This is a genomic window from Chromobacterium paludis (assembly GCF_008275125.1).
Lineage (GTDB): Bacteria > Pseudomonadota > Gammaproteobacteria > Burkholderiales > Chromobacteriaceae > Chromobacterium > Chromobacterium paludis.
In genome coordinates this window covers 712,177-736,488 of the sequence record NZ_CP043473.1, presented here as the reverse complement: position 1 = coordinate 736,488, position 24,312 = coordinate 712,177, and the positions used below count along the sequence as shown (strand labels likewise).

Sequence of the window (24,312 nt, the reverse complement as noted above, 5' to 3'; positions counted from 1 at the left end):
CAGCCACAAAGGAAATGCCATGAAAGCCATCGCCTATTACCAGAACCTGCCGATCGATCACGCCGAAGCCTTGCTGGATGTCGAACTGCCCGAACCCATCATCGGCGAGCACGACCTGCTGGTCGAAGTCAAAGCCATCTCGGTCAATCCGGTGGATGTGAAAGTGCGCGCCAATATGGCGCCGGAAGCCGGCCAGCCCCGCGTGCTGGGCTGGGATGCCGCCGGCGTGGTGAGGGCCGTGGGCGCCAAGGCCAGCCTGTTCCAGCCGGGCGACCGCGTCTGGTACGCCGGCGCCCTGCAGCGCCCCGGCGCCAACAGCGAGCTGCACGCGGTAGACGAGCGCATCGTCGGCCGCATGCCGGACAGCCTGGATTTCGAAACCGCCGCCGCCCTGCCGCTGACCGCCATCACCGCCTGGGAGCTGTTGTTCGACCGCCTGCAAGTGCTGGCCAATAGCCAACCATCCGGCAAGACGCTGCTGGTGGTAGGCGCCGCTGGCGGCGTCGGCTCCATCCTGGTCCAGCTGGCGCGCCGGCTGACCGGCCTCACCGTGATCGGCACCGCCTCGCGTCCAGAAACCCAGGCCTGGGTGACGGCACTGGGCGCGCATCATGTGATAGACCACCGCCAGCCGCTGAGCCGGGAATTGAAGCGCATCGGCATCGAACACGTGGACTACGTGGCCAGCCTGAACCAGACCGACCAGCACTTCGCCGAGATCGTCGAGGCGCTGGCGCCGCAGGGCAAGCTGGCGCTGATCGACGACCCGGCCGCCCTGGACATTTCCCAGCTCAAGCGCAAGAGCCTGTCGCTGCACTGGGAGTTCATGTACACGCGCTCGATGTACTCGACAGACGACCAAATCGAGCAGCACAAGCTATTGAATGAACTGGCGCGACTGGTGGATGCCGGCATCGTCAAGAGCACGGCGGCCGAGCGCTTCGGCGCCATCAACGCCGCCAACCTCAAGCGCGCCCACGCGCTGCTGGAAAGCAATGCCGCCAAGGGCAAGATCGTGCTGTCGGGCTTCTAAACCGATTTTCGCGGCCGCCTGGCGGCCGCTGCCTCAAGCCTGCCTCCAAGGAGAAGACTCAATGATCGTTGAAATCGTCCGCCTGCGCGTCAAGCCGGGTCAATTGCAAGACTTCGAAACCGCCTGGCGCGCCGCATCCAGCCGTTATCTGCTGGGCAAGCCAGGTTATCAGGGCCACAAGCTGGGCCGCCAGTTGCAGACTGACCGCGATTACCTGCTGGCCGTGGAATGGGACAGCCTGGACGCGCACCGCGCCTTCATGGCTCATGCCGACTTCCAACCGTTTGCCCAGAGCTTCTGGCATCACTTCGACGGCGAGCCGGAACTGATTCACTTCCAGCCCAATTCCGCGCTATGAGCCTGCCGCCCGACCCGCTGATGCAAGCCTTCCTGGCGCGCGCCCGCGCCGCCGGAACGCTGGACATCGAACCGGACTCGCTGGAACGGGCACGGGCGGCGGCCGAGAGCCTGCGCCGCTGGCAAGCGGCGCCGGAAGCCGTGGACGCGGTCGAGACGCTGGCCATCCCGACTGCCGATGGCGCGACATTGACGGCCAGGCTGTATCGCCCGGCGAACAGCGGCGCAGGCCCGCTGCCGCTGGCGGTATTCGCCCACGGCGGCGGCTGGACGCGCGGCACGCTCGACCTGTACGACGCGCCGGCCCGCGCGCTGGCCAATGCCGGCCGCTGCCTGCTATTGGTACCGGCCTACCGGCTGGCGCCGGAGCATCGCTTCCCCACGCCGTTGCTGGATATCGTCGCAGCCGCAGAATGGGCGTCCGCCCATGCCGACGCGCAGGGCGCCGACCCGGCCCGCCTGGCGCTGGCCGGGGACAGCGCCGGCGGCAATCTCGCCGCGGCGGCCTGCCTATGGCTGCGCGACCACAGCGGCCCGGCCATACGCCGCCAGTTGCTGATCTACCCGGCCACCGATTGCCGTTTCGACACCGAATCGTACGCGCGCTACGCCGATGGTTATCTGCTGACCCGCGACGCCATGCGCGCTTGCTGGCGCATGTATCTGCCGGACGATGACTCCGCCGCCTCGCCTTACGCCTCGCCGCTGCGCGGCAAGCTGCGCGGATTGCCGGCCGCCGCCATCATCGTGGCCGGATTGGATCCGCTGCGCGACGATGGCTTGAACTACGCCGCCGCGCTCGCCGCTGCCGGCGTGCCTGCCGAAACCATTCTGCTGCCGAACCTGCCTCACGCCAGCCTGCACCTTGACGGCGCGGTGCCCGCCGCACGCGCGGTAATCGATCACGCCGGCCAGGCGCTGCGGCAGGCTCTGACCCTTTCCGACCAGGAACCATCATGACCGTCCACTTAACCCTGATCACGATAGACCTATCCTTCCACGCCGCCAGCGCCGGCGTGGTGGCCGCCGTCTTGCAAAAACACGGCGTCACCGTCAGCGAATGGCGCGTGCCGCATGAGCGCGCCTTCGAGCTGCTGGCCAGCGGCCAGGGCGACCTGCTGTGCAGCGCCTGGCTGCCCGGCAGCCACGGCGCCTACCTGGCGCCCATCGAGGAGCAAGTGGAAAAACTGACCGTGCTGTATACCCCATACGCCCTATGGGGCGTGCCCGACTACGTGCCGCCAGAGGCCGTCTCCACGCTGGCGGACCTGCGAAAACCCGAAGTCGCGGCGCGCATGGCCAAGACCATCCAGGGCATCAATCCCGGCGCCGGCATCAGCCGCTTCTCGCTGCAGATCATGGCGCGCTACCAGCTGGAACAGGCCGGCTACGCCTTCCGGCATGGCAGCCTGGACGACTGCGTCGCCGCCTTCGAACAGGCGGTCGCCCGCCGCGACTGGGCAGTGGTGCCGCTGTGGCAGCCGCAATACCTGCATTGGTCCCACCGCATCCGCGAACTGGCCGACCCGGAAGGCTTGCTGCGCGGCCGCGATGAAGCCACGCTGTTGATCCGCAAGGACGCGCTGGCCAGGCTGCCGGAAGCCGCCGCGTCTGAGCTGCGCGGCCTGCGGCTGGGCAACCAAGCGCTGACCTACCTGGATCATCTGGTCGCGCGCCAAGGGCTCGATCCTCTCGCGGCGGCCAGCCGGCTGCCGGCCTAACGCCTGCCAGGCTGGCCGCGACAGCGGTATTCAACAAAACGACATTTCGATATCCCTACCCTCAACCCAGTAGACATGCGCCGCGAATCCATAGAGCATAGCAACTTCATCCCCTGACCCGCCTCGTGCATTGCAGCAGGGGAAGACATTCAGGAGAGACGGCGCCGGCCCCGCCCGGTCGTCGGCTCTCCGCATATCCAGGAGCATGCCGTGCATTCCAAACCGCTTCCAAGTCGCGTCCCGCCGCCTTTGCGCCTGGCCGCCGCGGGGCTGGCCGTCGCGCTGGCCCTGGCCGGCTGCGCCGTCGGCCCAGACTTCAAAACACCCGTCCTACCCAAGGCCGCCGACGCGCCGTATACCGGCAGCGCCTTGCCGGAGCGCACCGTCAGCGCGCGCGGCGACCGCGTGGGGCCGTCCGGCGCCAGCCAGCGCCTGATCAACGGCCAGGACCTGCCGGCCGAGTGGTGGAAACTGTTCCGCTCCCCCGCGCTGGATCAGCTGATCCGCGCCGCGCTGGAGCACAATCCGACGCTGGAAGCGGCTCAGGCCGCGCTGCGCCAATCGGAGGAAAGCTACAACGCCGCATCAGGCAGCCTGCTCTTTCCCGCCGTCAACGGCCAGTTGGGCGGCAGCCGCCAGCGCTCGATATCCAGCGGCTCCACGCCCAGCGAGTTCAACCTTTACAACGCCTCAGTCAGCGTGTCCTACACCCTGGACCTGTTCGGCGGCTCCCGCCGCCAGCTTGAGGCCCTGATGGCGACGGTGGACTACCAGCGCTTCCAGACCGAAGGCGCCTACCAGACCCTGATTTCCAATGTGGTGACCGCCGCGGTGCAGGAAGCCGCGCTGCGCGGCCAATTGCAAGCCACGCGCGAGCTGCTGCAGGCACAGGAGGCGCAGCTGGCCATCATCCAGAAACAGGTCGAACTGGGCGCGCATCCGCGCGCCGTGGCGCTGACCCAGGGCACGCTGGTGGCGCAAACCCGCGCCCAGATCCCGCCGCTGGAAAAGGCGCTGGCGCAAACCCGGCATCAGCTGTCGGTGCTGGCCGGCCGCTTCCCCGGCGAGGGCGGTCTGCCGGAATTCCATCTCGACTCGCTCGCGCTGCCCGCCGAGCTGCCGGTATCCCTGCCGTCCGAACTGGCCCGCCAGCGTCCCGACATCCGCGCCAGCGAGGCGCTGCTGCGCCAGGCCAGCGCCAATGTCGGCGTGGCCACGGCCAACCAGTATCCGCAGATCACGCTCAGCGGCAGCTATAGCGACCAGCACAGCGTATTCAAGGACATGGACGTGGGCAACACGCTATGGAATATCGGCGCCGGCCTGACCCAGCCGCTGTTCAACGGCGGCGCGCTCAGCGCCAAGCGCCGCGCCGCAGAGGCCGCATACCAGCAAGCGGAGGCGCAATACCGCGCCACCGTGCTGAAGGCCTTCCAGAACGTGGCCGACAGCCTGCGCGCCATCGAAACCGACGCCGCCGCGCTGAAGGCGCAGGCCGAGGCCGAGACCCAGGCGCGCGAATCGCTGGCGGTCAATACCCGGCAATACAAGCTGGGCGGCATCAGCTACCTGGCCCTGCTGGACGCGCAACGCAGCTATCAGCAATCGCGCATCGGCCTGATCCAGGCGCAGGCGGCGCGCTACGCCGACACCGCCGCGCTGTTCCTGGCCCTGGGCGGCGGCTGGTGGCATCAGCCGGCGGCCCCCCAGGCCGGCGGCTGATGCCCGACACGATCACAAGCCCCGCGCCGCCGGCGCGGGAAAACGAATTACGAATCGCCATTTAGAGAAGACAAATCATGACCAAGCGAATGTTGATCATGCTGGGCTGCGTGCTGGCGCTGATAGTGGCGCTGGGCGTAGGCTTTTTCCTGCACATCCAGAAGCTGATCGCCAGCGCGCCCAAGCCGGGTCCGCAAACCGTCACCACGGCCGTCGCCAAAATGCAGGAATGGCAGCCGCAACTGAGCGCCGTCGGCACGCTGACCGCCGTGCACGGCGTGGACATCAGCAGCGAAGTGGCCGGCCAGGTGCGCAGCCTGCACTTCAAGTCCGGCCAGGACGTCAAGGCCGGCGACGTGCTGGTGCAATTGAACGCCGACGCCGACCAGGCCCAGCTGCGCTCGCTGCAGGCCGCGGCCGAACTGGCCGCCACCACGCTGAAGCGCGACCGCGCCCAGCTGGCGATAGACGGCGTCAGCCAGGCCCAGGTGGACGCCGACACGGCCGACCTGAAGAGCAAGACCGCGCTGGTGGCGCAACAAGCCGCGCAAGTGGCCAAGAAAACCATACGCGCGCCCTTCGCCGGCCGGCTGGGCATCACCGCGGTCAATCCGGGGCAGTACCTGAACCCGGGCGACAAGATCGTCACCCTGCAAACCATTGACCCGGTCTATGTGGACTTCACGCTGCCGCAGCGCCAGATCGGCCAGGTGCGCGTGGGTCAGCCGGTCAGCGTCGCCAGCGATGCCTTCGGCAAGGAAGCCTTCAAGGGCAAGATCAACGCGATCAACCCCAAGGTGGACCCCACCACGCGCAACGTGCAGGTGGAAGCCACCATCGCCAATCCCAAGCGCAAGCTGCTGCCCGGCATGTTCGCCACCGCCGCCATCGACATCGGCGCCAAGCAACGCCATCTGACCCTGCCGCAAACCGCCATCACCTACAACCCCTACGGCTCCACCGTATTCATCGTCAAGCAGGGCAAGAACGGTCCGGAGGCGCAACAGGCCTTCGTCACCACCGGCGACACCCGCGGCGACCAGGTGGCGATCACCGGCGGCCTGAAGGAAGGCCAGGAAGTGGTGACCAGCGGCCAACTGAAGCTGAAGACGGGCACCCCGGTCACCGTCAACAACTCGGTGCGTCCGGCCAACGATCCAAACCCGACGCCGCAAGAACACTGAGGCCCGTCATGAACTTTACCGACATCTTCATCAAGCGGCCGGTGCTGGCCACCACGGTCAGCCTGCTGATCGTGGTGCTGGGCCTGCGCTCGCTGTTCGGCCTGCCCATCAACCAGTATCCGCGCACGCAGAACGCGGTGGTGACCATCTCCACCGCTTACTACGGCGCCGACGCCAAGACCGTGGCCGGCTTCATCACCCAGCCGCTGGAATCGGCCATCGCCCAGGCTCAGGGCATTGATTATCTGTCGTCCTCCAGCGCCAGCGGCGTGTCCACCATCACCGCCACCCTGCGGCTGAACTACGACGCCAACCGCGCGCTGACCGAGATCAACACCCAGGTCAACTCGGTGAAAAACCAGCTGCCGCCGCAGGCGCAGCAGCCGGTGCTGACGGTGCAAACCGGCCAGACCACCGACGCCATGTATATGGGCTTCTACAGCAACGAGCTGCCCACCAACAACGTCACCGACTACCTGGTGCGCGTGGTCAAGCCCAAGCTGGACTCAATACCGGGCGTGCAGACGGCGGAAATCCTGGGCGCGCGCCAGTTCGCGCTGCGCGCCTGGCTGGATTCGGCCAAGATGGCGGCGCACGGCGTCACCGCTTCCGATGTCAGCGCCGCGCTGGCCGGCAACAACACGCTGACCGCGCTGGGCTCCAGCAAGGGCCAGATGGTGACCATCCCGCTGACCGCCGACACGGACCTGCACTCGGTGGACGAGTTCAAGCAGCTGGCGGTCAAGCGCAACGGCGACGCCATCGTGCGGCTGGAAGACGTGGCCACGGTGACGCTGGGCTCGGAAAACTATGACTTCAACGTCGCCTTCAGCGGCGTGCGCTCGGTGTTCATCGGCATCAAGGTGGCGCCGGAGGCCAATATCCTGGACGTGGCCTCGCGCGTGCGCACGGCCTTCCCGGACGTGCAGAAACAGCTGCCCACCGGTCTGACCGGCCAGATCGTCTACGACTCCACCGAGTTCATCAACACCTCCATCCATGAGGTGGTGAAGACGCTGGTGGAAGCGCTGGTGATCGTGACCGTGGTGATCTTCCTGTTCCTGGGCAGCTTCCGCGCCGTGGTGGTGCCGGTGATCGCCATGCCGCTGTCGCTGATCGGCACCTTCTTCATCATGCTGATGCTGGGCTACTCCATCAACCTGCTGACCCTGCTGGCCCTGGTGCTGGCCATCGGCCTGGTGGTGGACGACGCCATCATCGTGGTGGAAAACGTGGACCGCCACATGCGCGAGGGCAAGACGCCGTTCGAGGCGGCCATCATCGCCGCGCGCGAGCTGGGCGGCCCCATCCTGGCGATGACGGTGGTGCTGGTGGCGGTATACGTGCCCATCGGCTTCCAGGGCGGCCTGACCGGCGCGCTGTTCACCGAGTTCGCCTTCACCCTGGCGGCGGCGGTGACGGTGTCCGGCGTGGTGGCGCTGACCTTGTCGCCGATGATGTGCTCGCGCTTCTTCAACGCCGACATGGACAACAGCCCCTTCGTCCACGCCATCGACCGCACGTTCGAGCGCGTGCGCCACGGCTACCAGCGCCTCTTGCACAGCCTGCTGGAAACCTGGCCGGTGCTGATCGTGATGGGCGCCATCCTGATCGCGCTGCTGGCCGTGATGTTCAAGATGTCCAAGTCGGAGCTGGCGCCGGAAGAGGACCAGGGCATCGTGCTGTCCCAGGTGGTGGGCGCGCCCACCGCCACGGCGGACCAGATGCAGACCTACGCCAACCAAGTGTTCCAGGTGGGCAAGAGCATGCCGGAATACAAGCAGATGTTCCAGATCACCGGCGTGCCCACCACCAACGCCGGCATAGGCGGCGTGCTGTTCAAGCCCTGGGACCAGCGCTCGCGCAGCGCGCATGAAATCCAGATGGACCTGCAAGCGCGCTGGAACAAGATCGCCGGCGCGCGCGTGGCGGCCTTCCAGTTCCCGCCGCTGCCGGGCGCTTCCGGCCTGCCGGTGCAGTTCGTCATCACCACTACCGAGCCGTTTGAAAACCTGAACCAGGTGACGCAGCAGGTGCTGGACAAGGCGCGCGCCTCGCACAAGTTCTACTTCCTGGACGCGGACCTGAAGATAGACAAGCCGCAAGCCACCCTGGTGGTGGATCGCGACAAGGTCGCGGCCCTGGGCATGACCCAGCAGGAAGTGGGCAACGCGATGTCGGCGGCGCTGGGGGGCGGCTATGTCAATTACTTCTCCATCGACGGCCGCTCCTACAAGGTGATTCCGCAGGTGCAACAGGTAGACCGCCTCAATCCGTCCCAGCTCTTGGATTACTACATCAAGACACCGGGCGGCAGCATGATCCCGCTGAGCACCGTGGCCACGCTGAAGCACTCGGTGGTGCCGGAATCCATCAGCCGCTTCCAGCAGCTGAACTCCGCCACCATTTCCGGCGTGCCGGCCGTGTCGCAGGGCGAAGTGCTGCAATACCTGCGCGACACCGTGCAGGAAGTGGCGCCCACCGGCTACACCGTGGACTACGCCGGCCAGTCGCGCCAGTACATGCAGGAGTCCGGCGGCTTCCTGATGACCATGCTGTTCGCGGTCATCATCGTGTTCCTGGCGCTGTCGGCGCTGTTCGAGAGCTTCCGCGACCCGGTGGTGATCCTGGTGTCGGTGCCGCTGGCCTTGTTCGGCGCGATGATGTTCATCTTCCTGGGCTTCTCCTCGCTCAACATCTACACCGAGGTGGGCCTGGTGACGCTGATGGGCCTGATCAGCAAGCACGGGATTTTGATCGTGGAGGTGGCCAACGAGCTGCGCAAGACCGGCATAGGCAAGCGCCAGGCCATCGAGGAGGCGGCGTCCATCCGGCTGCGCCCCATCCTGATGACCACCGCGGCCATGGTGTTCGGCGTCATCCCGCTGGTGATCGCCTCCGGCGCCGGCGCGGCGGGCCGTTACGCCATGGGCCTGGTGATCTTCACCGGCCTGTCCATCGGCACGCTGTTCACGCTGTTCGTGGTGCCGGCGATGTATATGTTCATCGCCTCGCGCCGCGAGGAAAAGGCGGCCGAATCCTCAGCCGGGGAAGCGCTGCAGGCGCATTGAGCGCCGGCTTTGCGCTAGAATGCGACGGCGGCCACAGGCCGCCGTTTTTCATTCCCGCCTCCCAAGGCCGTGATCGACCACTATGGGCGTTTCGCCAACCATGAACCAGATGCGGAGCGGATGATCTGTTTCTCCGTCTTGAGCGTTCGAACACGGGAAAAGCCGGCTTCCGCCCCGCCCGTTTCAGGAGCCAACCATGCAGACCAGCCATCTCGCCAGCCCCCTCACCGCCCTGCTGCTGGCCGGCGGCCAGGGCACGCGCATGGGCGGCGCGGACAAGGGCTGGGTGGAGTTGGACGGCATCGCGCTGGCCGAACGGACCGCGGCCAGGCTGCGGCCGCAGGCGGACGCGCTGCTGATCAGCGCCAACCGCAATCTGGAACGCTACGCCGCGCTGGGTCAGGTGGTGACGGACGCGCCGGGCTATGCGGGCTGTGGCCCGCTGGCGGGACTGGAGGCCGGTTTAGCCGCCTGCCCCACCGAGTGGCTGATCACGGCGCCATGCGATCTGCCTTTGCTGCCGGACAACCTGGCCGCGCGGCTGATGGCGCCGCTGCGGCTGGGCGAGGCTCAGATCAGCGTCGCGCATTGCGCCGGCCAGCCGCAGCCCGTCTGCATGGCGTTGTCGCGCGCGCTGCTGCCCTCCTTGCGCGCCTATCTGGCAGGCGGCGGGCGCCGCGTGCGCGAATGGCAGGCCGCCAACAGCGCGCTGGCCGTGGCCTTCGACGACGCGCCGCTCGCTTTCCGCAACCTCAACTCCCCGGAAGACCTGGCCAGGCTGGAGCGCGAGTGGAAAGACCAGGCCAGCCCCCCGCGGGCCGCGCCTGATCAGGCTTGAGCTTGGGCGGTATACTCGACGAAACCGTTCTGCCGACAGAAGCTGGCCAGCGTCACCCCGGCGCGGCGCGCGATATCCACCGCCAGGGCGGTGGGCGCGGAAATGGTGGCCAGCATGGGAATATTGACCCGCGCCGCCTTGCGCACCAGCTCGTAGCTGGCGCGGCTGGACAGGAAAACGAAGCCATCGCCCGGCGCGATCTCCCGCATCGCCAGCCAGCCTATCAGCTTGTCCAGGGCATTATGCCGGCCCACGTCCTCAAACACCTTGCCCACGGTTCCATCCAAAGCGCACCAGGCGGCGGCGTGGGCGCAGCCGGTCAAGCGCGTCAAATGCTGATGCGGCGGCAAGCCAGCCGCCGCGCGAGCGATGGCCTGGCCGTCGGCGGCGACGGGGCGCGGCGGCGGCGCGATGGGCTCAGGCGCCAGATCGAGCAAGCCCAGGCTCTCGATGCCGCACACGCCGCAGCCGGTGCGGCCGGCCAGCGAGCGGCGCCTTTCCTTCATGGCCAGGAAGGCCGGCTGGGCGATTTCCAGCCTCACCTCCGCACCGCCGCAGACGCTTTCCGCCTCGACGTCGAAAATCTCCGCCCGCCGCGCGACAATGCCCTCGCTCAAGGCGAAGCCGACCGCCAGCTCGGCCAGATCGCACGGCGTCGCCATCATCACCGCATGCGAAATGCCGTTGAACACCAGCGCCACCGGCGCCTCCTCCGCCACCCAGTCGGTGGCGTCCGACGCCGCGCCGTCCCGGTGCCGCCGCACCGCCAGCCGGACCGCGCCGACGTCGTCCTTGATCGCATCCATTCTCTTCTTTCCGCGTCGCTCCGCCCGAGTACGCTAGACTAGGCCCGATTCCACTCCTAGCGCGCGCCATGACCGCAGACCTGCCTCTTAAAACCGAACAACTGGACCCTGCCATCGCCGCCCTGCTGTCCCAGCTATGGCGCGCCGAATCCGCCCGCGACGCGCCCTGGTCGCTGCCCAGGCTGTGCAAGCAGGCCGGCCTGCGCATGAGCACCCTGCGGCGCAGCCTGTCGCTGCTGGACGAACTTGGATTGACGACGATGCGCCTGGACGAGACCGGCCAGGGCGATGCCAGGCTGACCGAGCAGGGCAAGGCCCTGTGTCGCCAGCTGTTCTCGCCCGCTGGCTGACATTATCCTCCCGCCGCCTCGGCAAGACCAGCCGCCGGCATGCGCGCGCCGCCGCGGACATGACTCGCAGATAAAGCCTTGACGCGCCCCCGCCGGCCGGATTTATCCTTGGGGCCTATCCGCCCACCGCTACGGCGGCCCAAGCTTTCACCGCCTACCCATCTGGACACCCCGCCATGGACCACAAGCCCAAGGAACGCATCGAAGCCTATCGCCAGCCTGCCGGCGGCCTGGATTCGATCAAGAGCACCACCATCACGCTGTGGAAAGAGGACGTGCCCGGCAGCCGCTACAAGACGCTGCTGAGCCAGAACCAGCCGGACGGCTTCGATTGCCCGGGCTGCGCCTGGCCGGACCGAGAGCACACATCCACGTTTGAGTTCTGCGAGAACGGGGTCAAGGCCGTGGCGGCCGAGGCCACTTCACGCCGCATAGGCGCGGATTTCTTCGCCCGCCGCACCGTGGCGGAGCTGCTGCGACAAAGCGATTACGAGTTGGAGCAGCACGGCCGCCTGACCGAGCCGCTGGCCTACGACGCGGCCAGCGACCGCTACCTGCCCATCAGCTGGGACGACGCCTTCGCCCGGATCGCCGGCCATCTGCAGGCCCTGCCCGATCCGAATCAGGCCGCCTTCTACGTCTCCGGCCGCACCAGCAATGAAACCGCCTATCTGTTCCAGCTATTCGTGCGCCTGTACGGCACCAACAACTTTCCGGACTGCTCCAATCTGTGCCACGAATCGTCCAGCCGCGCGCTGCCGCAGACGGTGGGCGTGGGCAAAGCCACGGTGGTGCTGGACGACTTCGAACACGCCGACACCATCCTGGTATTCGGCCAAAACCCGGCCACCAACCACCCGCGCATGCTGAACGAGCTGCGCGCGGCGGCCAAACGCGGCGCGACCATCGTGTCGATCAACCCGCTGAAGGAAAAAGGCCTGGACCGCTTCGCCAGCCCGCAGCACCCGCTGGACCTGGTGAACGGCGGCGCGCGGATCAGCTCGCTGTTCATCCGCCCCATGCTGGGCGGGGACTTCGCCCTGATCAAGGGCGTGGCCAAGCGCGTGCTGGAGCTGGATGACGAAGCCACAGCCAAGGGCGGCGAACGCGTGCTGGATGTCGACTTCCTGGCCGAACACTGCCACGGCTTCGACGCCTTCGCCTCCGATCTGCGCGCCGAGAGCTGGGCGGAGCTGATCGCCGCCGCCGGCGTGCCGTTCGAGGACATCGCCAAGCTGGCCCAAGTCTACGCGCAAGGCAAGGCGGTAATCTGCACTTGGGGCATGGGCCTGACCCAGCACCGAGACTCCGTGGCCGCCATCCAGATGCTGTCCAACCTGATGATGATGCGCGGCAATATCGGCCGTCGCGGCGCCGGCCTATGCCCGGTGCGCGGCCACTCCAATGTGCAGGGCGACCGCACCATGGGCATAGAGGACAAACCTACGCCGGCCTTCCTGGACCGCCTGGGCCGGGTTTACGGCTTCGAGCCGCCGCGCGCGCACGGCCTGGACGCCGTGGACACCATCCACGCCATGCGCGACGGCAGGGTCAAGGTCTTTGTCGGCCTGGGCGGCAATTTCGCCATGGCCACGCCGGACACGCCGCTCACCTTCGCCGCCTTGCAAAACTGCGCGCTGACGGTGCAGATTTCCACCAAGCTGAACCGCAGCCACCTGATCCACGGCCAGGACGCGCTGATCCTGCCCACCCTGGGCCGCACCGAGATCGACCTGCAAAAAACCGGCCCGCAGGGTGTGACAGTGGAAGACTCCATGTGCATGGTGCACCTGTCCTACGGCATCAATGCGCCGGCATCGGAACAGCTGTTGTCGGAAACCGCCATCACCGCGCGCCTGGCCCACGCCACGCTGGGCAGCGACAAAATAGACTGGCTGGCTTACGTGGACGACTACGCCCGCATCCGCGACGAAATCGCCCAGGCCATTCCGGGCTTCGAGGACTTCAACGCCCGCGTGGCCCAGCCAGGCGGCTTCCACCTGACGCCGGCCTCGCGCGAGCGACGCTGGCTCACGCCCAGCGGCAAGGCGCAGTTCATCGTCCACGCGCTGGAAAAAGACACGCCCATCGCCCGCGCGCGCGCGCTGCATGGCGATAGGCTGATGGTGCTGATGACCGCCCGCTCCCACGACCAGTACAACACCACCATCTACGCCCTGGACGACCGCTACCGCGGCGTCTACGGCCAGCGCCGCATCTTGCTGATCCACCGCGAGGACATCGCCAAGCTGGGCTTCGCCGCCGGCGAGCGCGTGGATATTTTCACGGTATGGCATGACGGCGTGGAACGGCGGGCCGACGGCTTTTTGCTGGTGGAGTACGACATCCCGCGCGGCTGCCTGGGCGCTTACTTCCCGGAAACCAATCCGCTGATCCCGCTGGACAGCGTGGCAACCGTCTCCAATACGCCCACCTCGAAGTCAGTGCCGGTATTGCTCAGCCGGTCCACGCACGCCGCCTGAGCAAGCGGCTCAAGTGGGGGCCTGCAGGCGGCGGACGATCTGGGCGGCTTCGGCGAAGTCCAACTGCGCCACGCACTTTTCCAGCTCATCCAGCGTCGCCGCTGGCGCCCCCCACCCGCGCCGCCTCAGTTCGCCGACGAGATCGACCACTGCCAGATTGCAGTCCTCCAGCATGGCCATGACTTCCCCCAGCATCTGCTCCTGGCTGCCGTCTCCCGCCGCAGGCTCCATCGGAGCCGCGTCCGGCGGAGGCATGGACTGCATCAGCAGGCCGGCGCTGCGCTCCAGGCATGCGGACAGGCCTGGCAGCTCCCGCGTCCAGTCCGCCTCCTCGCCCGCCTTGATCCGTTTTTCCAACGCCGCCGCCTGCTGGCTCAAGGCCGATGCGCCCATGGTGGCGGCCAGCCCCTTCAAGGTATGCAAGGCGATGGCACGGGCTTTGCGCTGCTCGTCTTCCGCACCGCCAGCCAGCCTCGCGGCTTCCAGCAAATCCTGGCACTCCTGCTGGAAAGTATTCAGCGCCACGCGGTAAACCGACAGGCGGTTGCCGAAGCGGCGCAGGCGCGACGACAGCGGCTCCACTTCTTCCTCACCCGCGCCCACTCCCGCCGCGGGCGGGGCGGCAAGCTGGCGCTGGCCGCACAAGCTCAGCAGCTTGGGCACCAGTTCGTCAACGTCGATGGGCTTGCCGACATGGTCGTTCATGCCCGCCCCCAGGCAGGCCTCGCGGTCCGAATGCGAGGCATTAGCCGTCATCGCCAGAATGGGCAGGGACTGGCAGCGCACGTCGGCGCGAATGCGCCGCGTCGCCTCCAGGCCGTCTATGTCCGGCATCTGCACGTCCATGATCACGATATCAAACGGCGGCTCAGCCGCTGTGGCCATGGCTACGCCGGGCAGGCCGCCTTCGGCCACGGCCACTTGCGCGCCTTCCTCCTCCAGCAGCGCCGACGCCACCTGCCGGTTCAGCGCATTGTCCTCCACCAGCAGGATGCGCAAACCGGCCAGGCGGCGCCCCAAGGCCTCGTTGCCGCTGACCGCCTGGCCCTCCGGCCGGCCACGCCAATCCACCGATCGCCCCACCGCGTCCACCAGTTGCTGCGGCGTGATCGGTTTGGTCAGGAAGTCGCTGAACGGCGCATTCTGCTGGTCCACCGCCTCGGCCAGCACCTCTCGGCCAAAAGCCGTCACCATGATGATCACCGGCGGACGCTCGCCGGCCAGTTCGCGCCGCATGCGCTCGGCCACGCCCAGGCCATCCATCCCCGGCATGCGCCAGTCCATCAGCACCACGTCGTAGCGCTGGCCCAATGCCGCCAGCCGGTGCACGCTCTCCAGCGCCTCCTCGCCGCCGTCGGCGTACTCGGCGCGCCAGCCTATCTGGTTGATGGTATTGCCGAGTATCTCGCCAGCCAGCGGATTGTCGTCCACCACCAGGATGCGCATGCGGTCTTTCAGCACGGAGGGCGTCAACACCAACGGCGCATCGTCTGCGATCTCCAGCTCCAGATCGAACCAGAAGCGGCTGCCGCAGCCCAGCTGGCTCTCCACCTGCAGGCGTCCGCCCATCAGCTCCACCAGGCGCTTGCTGATCACCAGCCCCAAGCCGGTTCCGCCAAAGCGGCGGGTGGTGGAGGCCTCGGCCTGGGTGAAGCCATCGAAGATGCGCGCCATCTGCTCCGGCGCAATGCCGATGCCGGTGTCGCTGATCTCGATCCGCAGCCGCACCCGATTATCGCAACGCGCCTGCTCGCCCAGCGCCACCACCACCTGGCCCTGACTGGTGAATTTCAGCGCATTGCCGGCCAGGTTGATCAAAATCTGCAGCAGGCGCAGCCGGTCGCCGCATAGCAGGGAGGGCAGTTCCGGGTCGATGCGGAACAACACCTCGACATTGCGGTCGCCGTTGTTGGCGGACAGCACGACGGACAGGTCTCGCATCAGGCCTTCCAGCTCGAAGGGATGGATGTCCAGCTGCAGCTTGCCTGCGTCTATCTTGGAAAAGTCCAGAATGTCGTTGAGCAAACCCAGCAAGGACTTGGCAGCCGTCTGCGTCTTGCCCACGTAATCGCGCTGCCGCTCATCCAGCCGGGTGTGCAGCAACAATTGCAGCAAGCCCAGTACCGCGTTCATAGGCGTGCGGATCTCGTGGCTCATATTGGCCAGGAACTGGCTTTTCACCACACTAGCCTGCTCCGCTTGCTGCTTGGCTTGCAGCAGGTTTTCCTCAAAGACCCGCTGCGCCGTGATGTCCTGATTGATGCCAGTGACGCGCACCGCGCGCCCCTTATCGTCGCGCTCCACCGTGGCGGCGGCCTGGATGAAGCGGATGCCGCCATCAGGCAGCACCAGGCGGAAGGCCGTATCGAACTCGGCCACGCCCGCCACGGCGTCGCTCAGGCTGGCTTCCACACGCGACAGATCGTCCGGATGCACGCGTTCGCGCCAGTGCCGGTAATCCAACCCCTCTTGCGCTGGCGGCTGAGCATAAATGTCGAACATGCGGCCATTCCAGTTCAGACGGTTATCGTCCGGGGTCCAGCTCCACACGCCCAGATGGGCCACTTCGGCCGCCAGTTGCAGCTGATCCTTGGCCGCCAGCAATTCGCGCTGTTGGCGCAAGCTCTCGGTGGTGTCGATGCGCAGCGAGATATAGCGCTCTATGCTGCCGCTGGCGCCGACATGCGGCACGATGACGGTATCCAGCCAACGCAGCTGTCCATCGCGGGTCTTGTTGCAAACCTCGCCGCGCCATGCGCGTCCCGACTTCACCGCATGCCACATGGACTGCCAGAAGGCTGGCGGATGCGTGCCGGAATTCAACAGCCGGTGGTTGCGGCCCAGCAGCTCTTCGCGCGCGTAGCCATGGGTCTGGCAAAACAGCTCGTTGACCTCGCAGATGATGCCCGCCGCGTCGGACACGGAGTAAAGCAGCTGCTGGTTGATGGTATTCAGCAGCAGCTCCTTGTCCTGCAAGGCTGCGCTCAGTTGCCGGCGCCCCTCTTCCAGCTCGGTGATATCGTGCGATATCGCGTAGAACCCCAGCGTCTCGCCATCGACCCTGTCCGGCACATACTGGACCAGGGCATGGCGGGTCTTGCCGTCCGCGCAAGCCATGCGTCTCTCGAAACATTGCGGCTCGCCGCGCAAAGCCGCCTCGATCAGCGGCAGATTGTCCTGATACTGTTCTTCCCCCAGCAGCTCCCGCAGGGAAAGCCCATAGACCTGCTCGGGAGCACGCCCAAACCAGTGCTGGTAAGCATGGTTGGCCACCCGGTTTCGCTGCTGGCTGTCCCAATAGCCAATCATGGCGGGCACCGCGTCCAGCACCGCGCGCAGGATGCCGCGCGCCTTCTCCAGCTCCGCCGTGCGGCTGGCCACCAGTTCCTCCAGCCTGTCGTTCAGCTCATGCAGGGCGCTTTCCACCTGTTTTTGGACGCTGATGTCGCGCGCCACCTTGGACGCGCCTATCACCTTGCCATCCGCGCTCCGGATTGGAGAAATAGCCACCGACACGAAGATGGGCCGGCCATCCTTGCAGCGGCGAACGGTTTCGAAATGCTCCACCCTTTCGCCGCGGCGGATCCGCTCCAGGATGTCCCTCTCCTCATGCAGCCGGTCTTCCGGCACGATCAATTCGGCCACGGTGCGCCCCAACGCCTCCTCGGCTGAAAAACCGAAGATCTGTTCCGCGCTTTGATTCCAACTGGTCACCACGCCGTCCAGCGTCTTGCTGATCATGGCGTCCACCGAGCTTTCCACGATGCCGGCCAGCCGTGACTGGTCCTGGGCGAACTGCTTGTGCCGCTCATAGCCGCGCATGAACAGGTGGACCAGCAAGGCCAGCAAAAGGCTGAGAACGGCGCCGGCCCCGCCGGCCTTGAGCGGATCGGACAGATGCATGGCGTCGGCAAACGCCAGCCCGCCGCTGATAAGCCAGCCCAGCAACAGGGTCAACAGCGCCCAGCCGGCGGCAAGCCGCTCTCCCTTCTCGCCCCATTTTTTCAAGATATCGTCCTTTCCTCGGACCCCACACGGTTGCGACTGCCAGGGGCGGTTGGCGGTTGGCGTTTGCCTCGCGCTCGCGCCTGAATGCGCTCGCGACGAAGCGCGCATTCAGGCGCCGCATGGCCATGCTCCGCCCGCGCGGAACCCCGAAGCGTCGGCGGGAAAGGCCCCCGGCCCTGCGGATTGGCCGAAGCGCGGACGCGCCCTGCCCTGCAAACGTCAAGCGCCGCTAGACCCGCTCCTTTTCCATTTCCACCGCCGGCATGGGCTTGCCATAGTGATAGCCCTGCATGGTGTGGCATCCGAGTTTGAACAAGGCCACGGCCTGCTCTTCCGACTCCACGCCCTCGGCCACCAGGCTCAAACCCATGCCTTGGGCCATGCTGACGATGGCGGACACGATGGCCGCGCTGTTCTTGTCGGTCAGCATGTCGTGCACAAAGCTTTGGTCGATCTTCAAAACATCTATCGGGAACAGCCTCAAATAGGACAAGCTGGAATAGCCGGTGCCGAAGTCATCGATGGCGATGGATACGCCCAGGCTTTTGAGCGCGCTCAGCGTCTGCATGGTCCGCTCGGCATCCTGCGCCAGCATGCTCTCGGTGATTTCCAGCTGCAGCAGGCTGGCGGGCAGGCCGGTTTCCTGCAGGACGGCGCGAACATCCTCGCAGAAGCAGCCCTCCACCATTTGCAGCGCTGACACATTGACCGCCACATGCAAAGGGGCGCCGGCGTCATGCCAACGCTTGGCGTCCACGCAGGCCTGTCTCAGCACAAATTGGCCCAACTGCAGGATCAAGCCGGTTTTTTCCGCCAGCGGAATGAAATCGGCAGGCTGCTGAATCACGCCATCCTCATTGCGCCAGCGCATCAGCGCCTCCACGCCCACGACGCGCTGGCTGGCCACATCCACCTTGGGCTGGTAGTACACCATGAAGCCGCCTTGCTCGGCCCCCATGCGGATATGCCGCTCCAGGGCGCGCCGCGTCAGCAGCGCTTCCTCAATTTCGCCGGAAAAGAAGCGGCAGAGATTGCGCCCTTCCTGTTTGGCGTGATACAGCGCGGCATCGGCATGCCGATACAGATCCTCGGCGTCCCGGCTATCGTCCGGATACAGGCTGATCCCCATGCACGCCGACAGGTCATAGCGCGATTCGCCCAGCCAGAACGGCTCGGCCACGGCCTTGCGCAGCTTGTCCGCGTTCATGGCGGCTTGCTCGATGGATGTCACGCCGGGCATCAGGATGATGAATTCGTCTCCGCCCTGGCGGCTGATGGTGTCGCTGGTGCGCAGGGCGCCCTGCAGGCGTTTGGCCACCTGCTGCAACAGGAGGTCGCCCACCGAATGCCCCATGGAATCGTTGATCAACTGGAAATGATCGAGGTCCAGCATCAGCATGCAGAGGCGCTCGCCATCCTGTTCCGCTTTTTGCAAAGCCTGCAGCAGCCGGTCTTGCAACAGGATGCGATTGGGCAGATTGGTCAGCGCGTCATGCTGGGCCAGATGGGTCATCTTCACCGCCATCGCCCTGGCTTCGCTGACATCGTGGAACACGATGATGGCGCCGCTTAGCCGCCCCGCATGATCGAGGATGGGCGCGGCCGAGTCTTCCACCTCCATCAATACCCCATCGCGGCGCTGCAGGGTGCAGTTCAAGGCCATGCCCACGGTGCGGCGCTCCGCCAGCGCCAGACGGATGGGATTGCCGATGACGTGGCCGGCGCCGCTCTCTTGCAAGGGCATGATCGTTTCGATCGGCATGCCGATCGCCTCGCGCGACAGCCAGCCCGTCATCATCTCCGCGATCGGGTTGAGAAAGGTGATGCAGCCCTGGGCGTCGGTGGCGATGACCGCGTCGCCGATGGAGTTCAGCGTGATGCGGATGCGCTCCTTCTCGTCATACAGCGCCTGCTCCGCCTGCCTGCGTTCCGTGACATCGGTGATCAGCATCAGCAGGCCCGCTTCCTGGCGATCCACCAGCGCCACCTGCCCATACAGCGTGGCGCCGTTTTGCCGCAGGAAGCTCATGTCGAACGAGGCATTGTCGCCCCGTTGCGCCTGCCGCAGATAACTCTCCATGGCGGCGTAATTCAGCGCGCCCAGCACCTCCCGCGCATGCAGGCCTCGCATGGCGATAGCATTCAGGCCGAACCAACGCCCCGCGTCGTCGTTGCAGAAAACATTGCGCAGTTCCCTATCCCAATGCGCGATGAAGGCCGGCAGATTGCGCAGCACATCGGCCAGTTCCTGTTGCACCTGGACCAGTTGCTTGCTCTTGCGCCGCAAGGCCAAGTGCGTCTGGATGCGCGCGCGCGCCACCGGCACGTTCAGCGGCTTATGCAGGAAATCCACGCCGCCCAGGCTCAGCGCCCGCAACTCGTTCTCGGTCTGATCATGCGCGGTGACGAAAATCACCGGGATGTCCTGCAAACCCGGCGATGCCTTGATCTCGCGACAGACGGCATAGCCGTCCATGCCCGGCATCTCGATGTCGAGCAGGATCACATCGGGCGCGGTTCGCTGGACCATGTCCAGCGCCGCCCGGCCGCTGGTGGCGAAGCGCACTTCGCCCAGCCCGCGCACCGCCTCGCGCACGACATGCACATTGCTGGGCACGTCATCGACAATCAAGATGCGCGCCTGATCCCGCGCCAGGTCGTTGAACATTTGACTTCCTCTTGCGAAGGCCGGGAACCGCGCATGAGCCGCCGCGGATGGCCAAAAGCCAATTCATTAGACTCTATGCAGAGTGATTACACATTTAGGGATAGTTCGCCAGCGCGGCAAGAACAAGTTGCTTTAGATTAGGCATGAATCGCCGCATGGGACGAAAAAGACAGTAATACTGCCCTGTTCTAGGTAGTTTTACTGGTTGAATTTGCCACATACCCTGCCAAAAGTGACAGGGCATTCCGCGTATATGGAAGCGCTCTCGCCCAGACATGCCTGGCCCCACTCCAGACCATGCGCATGCGCCAGGCGAAGTTCGCATTGGCCATCTGCCGGCGGCGCAAATCGTCGCCCGACTTTCCTTGGGAGGAAAGCAGCCATGGACCGGCTACAAATTCCGCTGCTGATCAATTATGCGAGCAACCCCAATTGCCTGGGCGTCGCGCGCCTCGCCGCCGGCGGCATCGTCGGCCATGAGCGGCTGGGCGGTGAAACATTGTGCGCCGCCACGCTGAGCCTGCTGCTGGACATGGCCCGCATCAATGTGGGCGTGATACACGACGTGATAGGCTTGACCGTGGAGCTGAAAAAGCGCGGCTGGAATGTGATCCGAACGCCGGACACGGCGGAAGCCGGCAATGACATGCTCAGCAGCGGCGACATCGGCGTGCTGATAGGCTCCGAGTACAAGCACATCTATCTGGTGGTCAACGCCGGCAACCCGTCCAGGCCGGAGGTGGCCGACAGCCAGTCGCTGTCGCCTCACCCGCAATGGGTCAACGGCGGCAGCTCGGTGCCGCAGACTTCGTTTTTCCTGCGCGCCAGCTAGGCAGCGCCTGTCGCAGCCGCGCTTGAGATGCCGCAATGCAAAAGCCCCGAACGAGTCGGGGCTTTCAATTTGGCGGAGAGGGGGGGATTCGAACCCCCGTTAGGCTATTAACCTAAACACGCTTTCCAGGCGTGCGACTTAAACCACTCATCCACCTCTCCGGAGGTGTCTTGCTGAATTGTCAAAACCGCCAGGCGGTTTCGTGATGCATTCTGGCGGAGAGGGGGGGATTCGAACCCCCGTTAGGCTATTAACCTAAACACGCTTTCCAGGCGTGCGACTTAAACCACTCATCCACCTCTCCAGAACCCTGAATCGAAGCGCCGGGCGTTTCGATCACAGAGGCTGCGCAGTATATAAGCCCTATTCCTCCTGCGCAAGTGTTTTATAAGCGGAATGCGAAAATAAAGCGTCCTGATAATCCGCCACGCCCTCGCTTTCGCGCCGCAGCCAATCGGCAATCGCGGCGCGGAAACGCCCGTCGGCGATGTAGTGGGCGGAAACGGTGCGCACCGGCTCAAAACCGCGCGCCAGTTTGTGCTCGCCCTGCGCCCCGCCCTCGAAGCACTTCAGCCCGTGGCGAATGGCGTAGTCCAGCCCTTGGTAGTAGCACAGCTCGAAGTGCAGGCAAGACACCTCTTCCAGCGCGCCCCAATAACGTCCATACAGCGTGCCGTCCTGGCGTATGCACAGACTGGCGGCGATATCCCGCCCGCCACGGCTGGCGATGAACATCACGCAATGCCTGGCCAGCCGCTCGCCGATCAGGCGGAAAAAGGCCAGATTGAGGTAAGGTGCCGAGTGATGGTCCAGATAGGTCTGGCGATAGCACTGGAAAAACAGCTGCCAGTCGGCCTCGGCTATTTGCTCGCCCTCCAGCGCTCTCACCGCCACGCCGGCCTCCGCCACCCTGCGCCTCTCCTGCCGGATCTTCTTGCGCTTGTCGCGGCTCAGGGCGGCCAGAAACGTCTCGAAATCGACATAGCCCGGATTGGTCCAGTGAAACTGCACGCCGTCGCGCAGCAGCCAGCCGGCATCCGCCAACAGAGCCGCCTCCTCCGGCGTCGGGAACAACACATGCGCCGACGACAGGCCGTTTTCCTCAACCGCCTGACGGAGCCCGGCTATCAACGCCAGCCGGTCATCCGCCACGCCCAGCAAGCGGCTGCCCGTGACCGGCGTGAACGGCGAAGCCACCACCAGCTTGGGATAGTAAGACAGGCCGGCGCGGGCATAGGCCTCGGCCCAAGCCCAATCGAACACATACTCGCCGCGGTTGTGCCGCTTCAGATACGCCGGCGCCAGCGCCTCCGTCCGTCCATCGCGCTCCAGCGCCAGCGGCAAGGGCTGCCAGCCGGTGGCGCCGCCCACGCAGCCGGCCTCCTCCAGCGCCGCCAGCCACTCGCGGCCGACGAACACGCCGCCGCTCTCGCCCGCTGGCCAGGCCGGATGCGGGATGGCGCCCACGGCGTCATACAGTTGCAAACGCAATGCTTTTCCTTTCTGAGAGCCTGTTCAGGTAAAATCGGCCGATCAAGAATCATCGGTGCTCTCTCAAGATGCGTATCGCACTCGCCCAGTTCAACCCCGTGGTCGGCGACATCGCCGGCAATGCCCAGAAAATCGTCGCGCTCGCCAAGCAAGCCCTGGCCCAGGGCGCGGACATTCTCTTGACGCCGGAGCTGGCGCTGACCGGCTACAGCCCGGAAGACCTGCTGCTGCGCGACAGCTTCTACCGCGAAGTGGCCAAGGGCCTGGACATCATCGAGCAGCTGGACGGCATCACCGTCATCGTCGGCCATCCGGCGCGCATCGGCGCCGAACGCTTCAACGCCGCCACCGTGCTGCGCGACGGCCACCGCCTGGGCCAGTATCACAAGATGCTGCTGCCCAATTATGAAGTGTTCGACGAATGCCGCTACTTCACGCCCGGCGCAGCGCCCTTGGTATTCGAACAAAACGGCGTCAAGGTGGGCGTGCTGATCTGCGAGGACGCGTGGCAGCTGGAGCCGGCGTCCGAGGCCGCCGACGCGGGCGCGGCCCTGCTGCTGAGCCTGAACGCCTCGCCCTTCCACCGCGACAAGATCGAAACCCGGCACGCGGTGATGCGTTACCGCGTCGAGGAAACCGGCCTGCCGCTGGCCTATGTCAACCTCGTCGGCTGCCAGGACGAGCTGGTGTTCGACGGCGGCTCTTTCGCCCTGAACAAGACGGGCGAAGTCATCGCCCAGGCCGCGGCTTACGACGACGAACTGCTGCTGGTGGATTACGCCGACGGCGATTTCCAAGCCGGCCGCCAAGCCGCCCTGCCCGGCCCGCTGGAAAGCGTGTACCGCACCCTGGTGGTGGGCGTGCGCGACTACATCGTCAAAAACGGCTTTCCCGGCGCGCTGCTTGGCCTGTCCGGCGGCATAGACTCGGCGCTGACGCTGGCGGTGGCGGTGGACGCGCTGGGCGCGGACAAGGTGCACGCGGTGATGATGCCGTCGCGCTACACCGCCGACATTTCCGTGACCGACAGCCGCGACATGATCGCCCGCCTGGGCGTCAAGTACGACGAAATCGAGATCTGGCCGATGTACGAAAGCTTCATGGCCGCGCTGGCGCCGTCGTTCGATGGCCTGGAGATGGACACCACCGAGGAAAACCTGCAGGCGCGCATCCGCGGCACCCTGCTGATGGCGCTGTCCAACAAGAGCGGCAAGCTGGTGCTGACCACCGGCAACAAGTCAGAAATGACCACCGGCTACTGCACGCTGTACGGCGACATGGCCGGCGGCTTCGCCGTGCTGAAGGACGTGGCCAAGACCCTGGTGTTCGAGCTGTGCCGCTGGCGCAACAGCGTGTCCGACGTGATCCCGGAGCGCATCATCACCCGCCCGCCCTCGGCCGAGCTGCGCCCGGATCAAAAAGACCAGGACAGCCTGCCGCCGTATGAAGTCCTGGACGCCATCATGGCGCGCTACGTGGAAGGCAACCAATCCGCCGAGGACATCATCGCCGCCGGCTACGCCGAAACCGACGTCAAGCGCGTGGTGCGCCTCTTGAAAATCAACGAGTACAAGCGCCGCCAGGCGCCGGTGGGGCCGCGCGTCACCCAGCGCGGCTTCGGCAAGGATTGGCGCTACCCGATCACCAACAAGTTCAGTTAAGCCATCCGCCGCGGGCTTGCAACATTCCGCAACGCTTTTCATCCGCTGCGCGGGGCCGGCGCCGAACCCGCCCGCCTCCCGCGCAGT

Annotated in this window: 16 protein-coding genes and 2 tRNA genes; 12 read left to right on the top strand and 6 right to left on the bottom strand. The window is 66.0% G+C overall.

Annotated features, from left to right (window positions below):
* The first annotated feature begins 19 nt into the window (after window positions 1-19).
* From FYK34_RS03310 to mobA, 8 genes are all read left to right on the top strand, one after another.
* Window positions 20-1,033: a zinc-binding alcohol dehydrogenase family protein gene (locus tag FYK34_RS03310; protein WP_149295042.1), complete on the top strand. Its 1,014-nt coding sequence runs from the start codon at window positions 20-22 to the stop codon at window positions 1,031-1,033.
* A 61-nt stretch (window positions 1,034-1,094) separates the two neighbouring features.
* On the top strand, window positions 1,095-1,391 hold the full coding sequence (locus FYK34_RS03305) for an antibiotic biosynthesis monooxygenase family protein (protein ID WP_168209634.1): 297 nt from the start codon (window positions 1,095-1,097) through the stop codon (window positions 1,389-1,391).
* Complete coding sequence (locus FYK34_RS03300; protein ID WP_149295040.1) at window positions 1,388-2,350, top strand: alpha/beta hydrolase; 963 nt, start codon at window positions 1,388-1,390, stop codon at window positions 2,348-2,350. Before FYK34_RS03305 ends, FYK34_RS03300 begins: the two co-directional genes overlap by 4 nt.
* Entirely contained in the window at window positions 2,347-3,111 is a 765-nt protein-coding gene (locus FYK34_RS03295) for a glycine betaine ABC transporter substrate-binding protein (protein WP_149295039.1), read from the top strand. Before FYK34_RS03300 ends, FYK34_RS03295 begins: the two co-directional genes overlap by 4 nt.
* Before the next feature lie 249 nt (window positions 3,112-3,360).
* On the top strand, window positions 3,361-4,833 hold the full coding sequence (locus FYK34_RS03290) for an efflux transporter outer membrane subunit (protein WP_231137361.1): 1,473 nt from the start codon (window positions 3,361-3,363) through the stop codon (window positions 4,831-4,833).
* Window positions 4,834-4,910: 77 nt separating this feature from the next.
* Window positions 4,911-6,017: an efflux RND transporter periplasmic adaptor subunit gene (locus FYK34_RS03285; RefSeq protein WP_149295037.1), complete on the top strand. Its 1,107-nt coding sequence runs from the start codon at window positions 4,911-4,913 to the stop codon at window positions 6,015-6,017.
* Between the two features lie 8 nt (window positions 6,018-6,025).
* A complete protein-coding gene (locus FYK34_RS03280) occupies window positions 6,026-9,088 on the top strand; it encodes an efflux RND transporter permease subunit (RefSeq protein WP_149295036.1) in 3,063 nt (1,020 codons plus the stop codon).
* Window positions 9,089-9,284: 196 nt separating this feature from the next.
* The gene (gene mobA / locus FYK34_RS03275; protein ID WP_149295035.1) at window positions 9,285-9,926 is read left to right on the top strand and encodes a molybdenum cofactor guanylyltransferase MobA; all 642 of its coding nucleotides are present in this window, start codon (window positions 9,285-9,287) and stop codon (window positions 9,924-9,926) included.
* Here mobA and fdhD read toward each other — a convergent pair.
* Window positions 9,917-10,732, bottom strand: a complete 816-nt coding sequence (gene fdhD, locus FYK34_RS03270; RefSeq protein WP_149295034.1) for a formate dehydrogenase accessory sulfurtransferase FdhD — start codon at window positions 10,730-10,732, stop codon at window positions 9,917-9,919. The two genes, mobA and fdhD, sit on opposite strands and share 10 nt — an antisense overlap.
* A 68-nt stretch (window positions 10,733-10,800) precedes the next feature.
* On the opposite strand from fdhD, the gene FYK34_RS03265 reads away from it, so the two are divergent.
* Window positions 10,801-11,082 (top strand): ArsR family transcriptional regulator, encoded by a 282-nt coding sequence (locus FYK34_RS03265; RefSeq protein WP_149295033.1) that lies wholly within the window; start codon window positions 10,801-10,803, stop codon window positions 11,080-11,082.
* Window positions 11,083-11,258: 176 nt separating this feature from the next.
* Window positions 11,259-13,565 carry an FdhF/YdeP family oxidoreductase gene (locus tag FYK34_RS03260; protein WP_149295032.1) on the top strand — a complete coding sequence of 769 codons (2,307 nt, stop codon included), beginning with the start codon at window positions 11,259-11,261 and terminating at the stop codon, window positions 13,563-13,565.
* Between the two features lie 9 nt (window positions 13,566-13,574).
* Here FYK34_RS03260 and FYK34_RS03255 read toward each other — a convergent pair whose 3' ends face one another.
* Both FYK34_RS03255 and FYK34_RS03250 read right to left on the bottom strand, forming a co-directional pair.
* Window positions 13,575-17,573, bottom strand: a complete 3,999-nt coding sequence (locus FYK34_RS03255) for a PAS domain S-box protein (RefSeq protein ID WP_168209633.1) — start codon at window positions 17,571-17,573, stop codon at window positions 13,575-13,577.
* Window positions 17,574-17,802: 229 nt separating this feature from the next.
* Complete coding sequence (locus FYK34_RS03250; protein WP_149295030.1) at window positions 17,803-20,241, bottom strand: GGDEF/EAL domain-containing response regulator; 2,439 nt, start codon at window positions 20,239-20,241, stop codon at window positions 17,803-17,805.
* A gap of 382 nt (window positions 20,242-20,623) precedes the next feature.
* Between FYK34_RS03250 and FYK34_RS03245 the strand changes: the two genes are divergently transcribed.
* On the top strand, window positions 20,624-21,073 hold the full coding sequence (locus FYK34_RS03245; protein WP_149295029.1) for a hypothetical protein: 450 nt from the start codon (window positions 20,624-20,626) through the stop codon (window positions 21,071-21,073).
* Between the two features lie 70 nt (window positions 21,074-21,143).
* On the opposite strand, the gene FYK34_RS03240 is transcribed toward FYK34_RS03245, so the two are convergent.
* The 3 genes from FYK34_RS03240 to FYK34_RS03230 form a co-directional block, all read right to left on the bottom strand.
* Window positions 21,144-21,234 (bottom strand) — tRNA-Ser (locus FYK34_RS03240).
* Window positions 21,235-21,286: 52 nt separating this feature from the next.
* Window positions 21,287-21,377, bottom strand: a tRNA-Ser gene (locus FYK34_RS03235).
* Window positions 21,378-21,436: 59 nt separating this feature from the next.
* The gene (locus FYK34_RS03230) at window positions 21,437-22,564 is read right to left on the bottom strand and encodes a GNAT family N-acetyltransferase (protein ID WP_149295028.1); all 1,128 of its coding nucleotides are present in this window, start codon (window positions 22,562-22,564) and stop codon (window positions 21,437-21,439) included.
* 68 nt (window positions 22,565-22,632) lie between these two features.
* On the opposite strand from FYK34_RS03230, the gene FYK34_RS03225 reads away from it, so the two are divergent.
* The gene (locus tag FYK34_RS03225; protein ID WP_149295027.1) at window positions 22,633-24,225 is read left to right on the top strand and encodes an NAD+ synthase; all 1,593 of its coding nucleotides are present in this window, start codon (window positions 22,633-22,635) and stop codon (window positions 24,223-24,225) included.
* Window positions 24,226-24,312 lie beyond the last annotated feature (87 nt).

What these genes read in the sequence shown, in the direction of transcription:
- FYK34_RS03310 (WP_149295042.1), top strand. Translation starts at nt 20, where the DNA reads ATGAAAGCCATCGCCTATTACCAGAACCTGCCGATCGATCACGCCGAA.
- FYK34_RS03305 (WP_168209634.1), top strand. Translation starts at nt 1,095, where the DNA reads ATGATCGTTGAAATCGTCCGCCTGCGCGTCAAGCCGGGTCAATTGCAA.
- FYK34_RS03245 (WP_149295029.1), top strand. Translation starts at nt 20,624, where the DNA reads ATGGACCGGCTACAAATTCCGCTGCTGATCAATTATGCGAGCAACCCC.
- FYK34_RS03250 (WP_149295030.1), bottom strand. Translation starts at nt 20,241, where the DNA reads ATGTTCAACGACCTGGCGCGGGATCAGGCGCGCATCTTGATTGTCGAT.
- FYK34_RS03295 (WP_149295039.1), top strand. Translation starts at nt 2,347, where the DNA reads ATGACCGTCCACTTAACCCTGATCACGATAGACCTATCCTTCCACGCC.
- FYK34_RS03280 (WP_149295036.1), top strand. Translation starts at nt 6,026, where the DNA reads ATGAACTTTACCGACATCTTCATCAAGCGGCCGGTGCTGGCCACCACG.
- FYK34_RS03225 (WP_149295027.1), top strand. Translation starts at nt 22,633, where the DNA reads ATGCGTATCGCACTCGCCCAGTTCAACCCCGTGGTCGGCGACATCGCC.
- mobA (WP_149295035.1), top strand. Translation starts at nt 9,285, where the DNA reads ATGCAGACCAGCCATCTCGCCAGCCCCCTCACCGCCCTGCTGCTGGCC.
- FYK34_RS03260 (WP_149295032.1), top strand. Translation starts at nt 11,259, where the DNA reads ATGGACCACAAGCCCAAGGAACGCATCGAAGCCTATCGCCAGCCTGCC.
- FYK34_RS03300 (WP_149295040.1), top strand. Translation starts at nt 1,388, where the DNA reads ATGAGCCTGCCGCCCGACCCGCTGATGCAAGCCTTCCTGGCGCGCGCC.
- FYK34_RS03265 (WP_149295033.1), top strand. Translation starts at nt 10,801, where the DNA reads ATGACCGCAGACCTGCCTCTTAAAACCGAACAACTGGACCCTGCCATC.
- fdhD (WP_149295034.1), bottom strand. Translation starts at nt 10,732, where the DNA reads ATGGATGCGATCAAGGACGACGTCGGCGCGGTCCGGCTGGCGGTGCGG.
- FYK34_RS03285 (WP_149295037.1), top strand. Translation starts at nt 4,911, where the DNA reads ATGACCAAGCGAATGTTGATCATGCTGGGCTGCGTGCTGGCGCTGATA.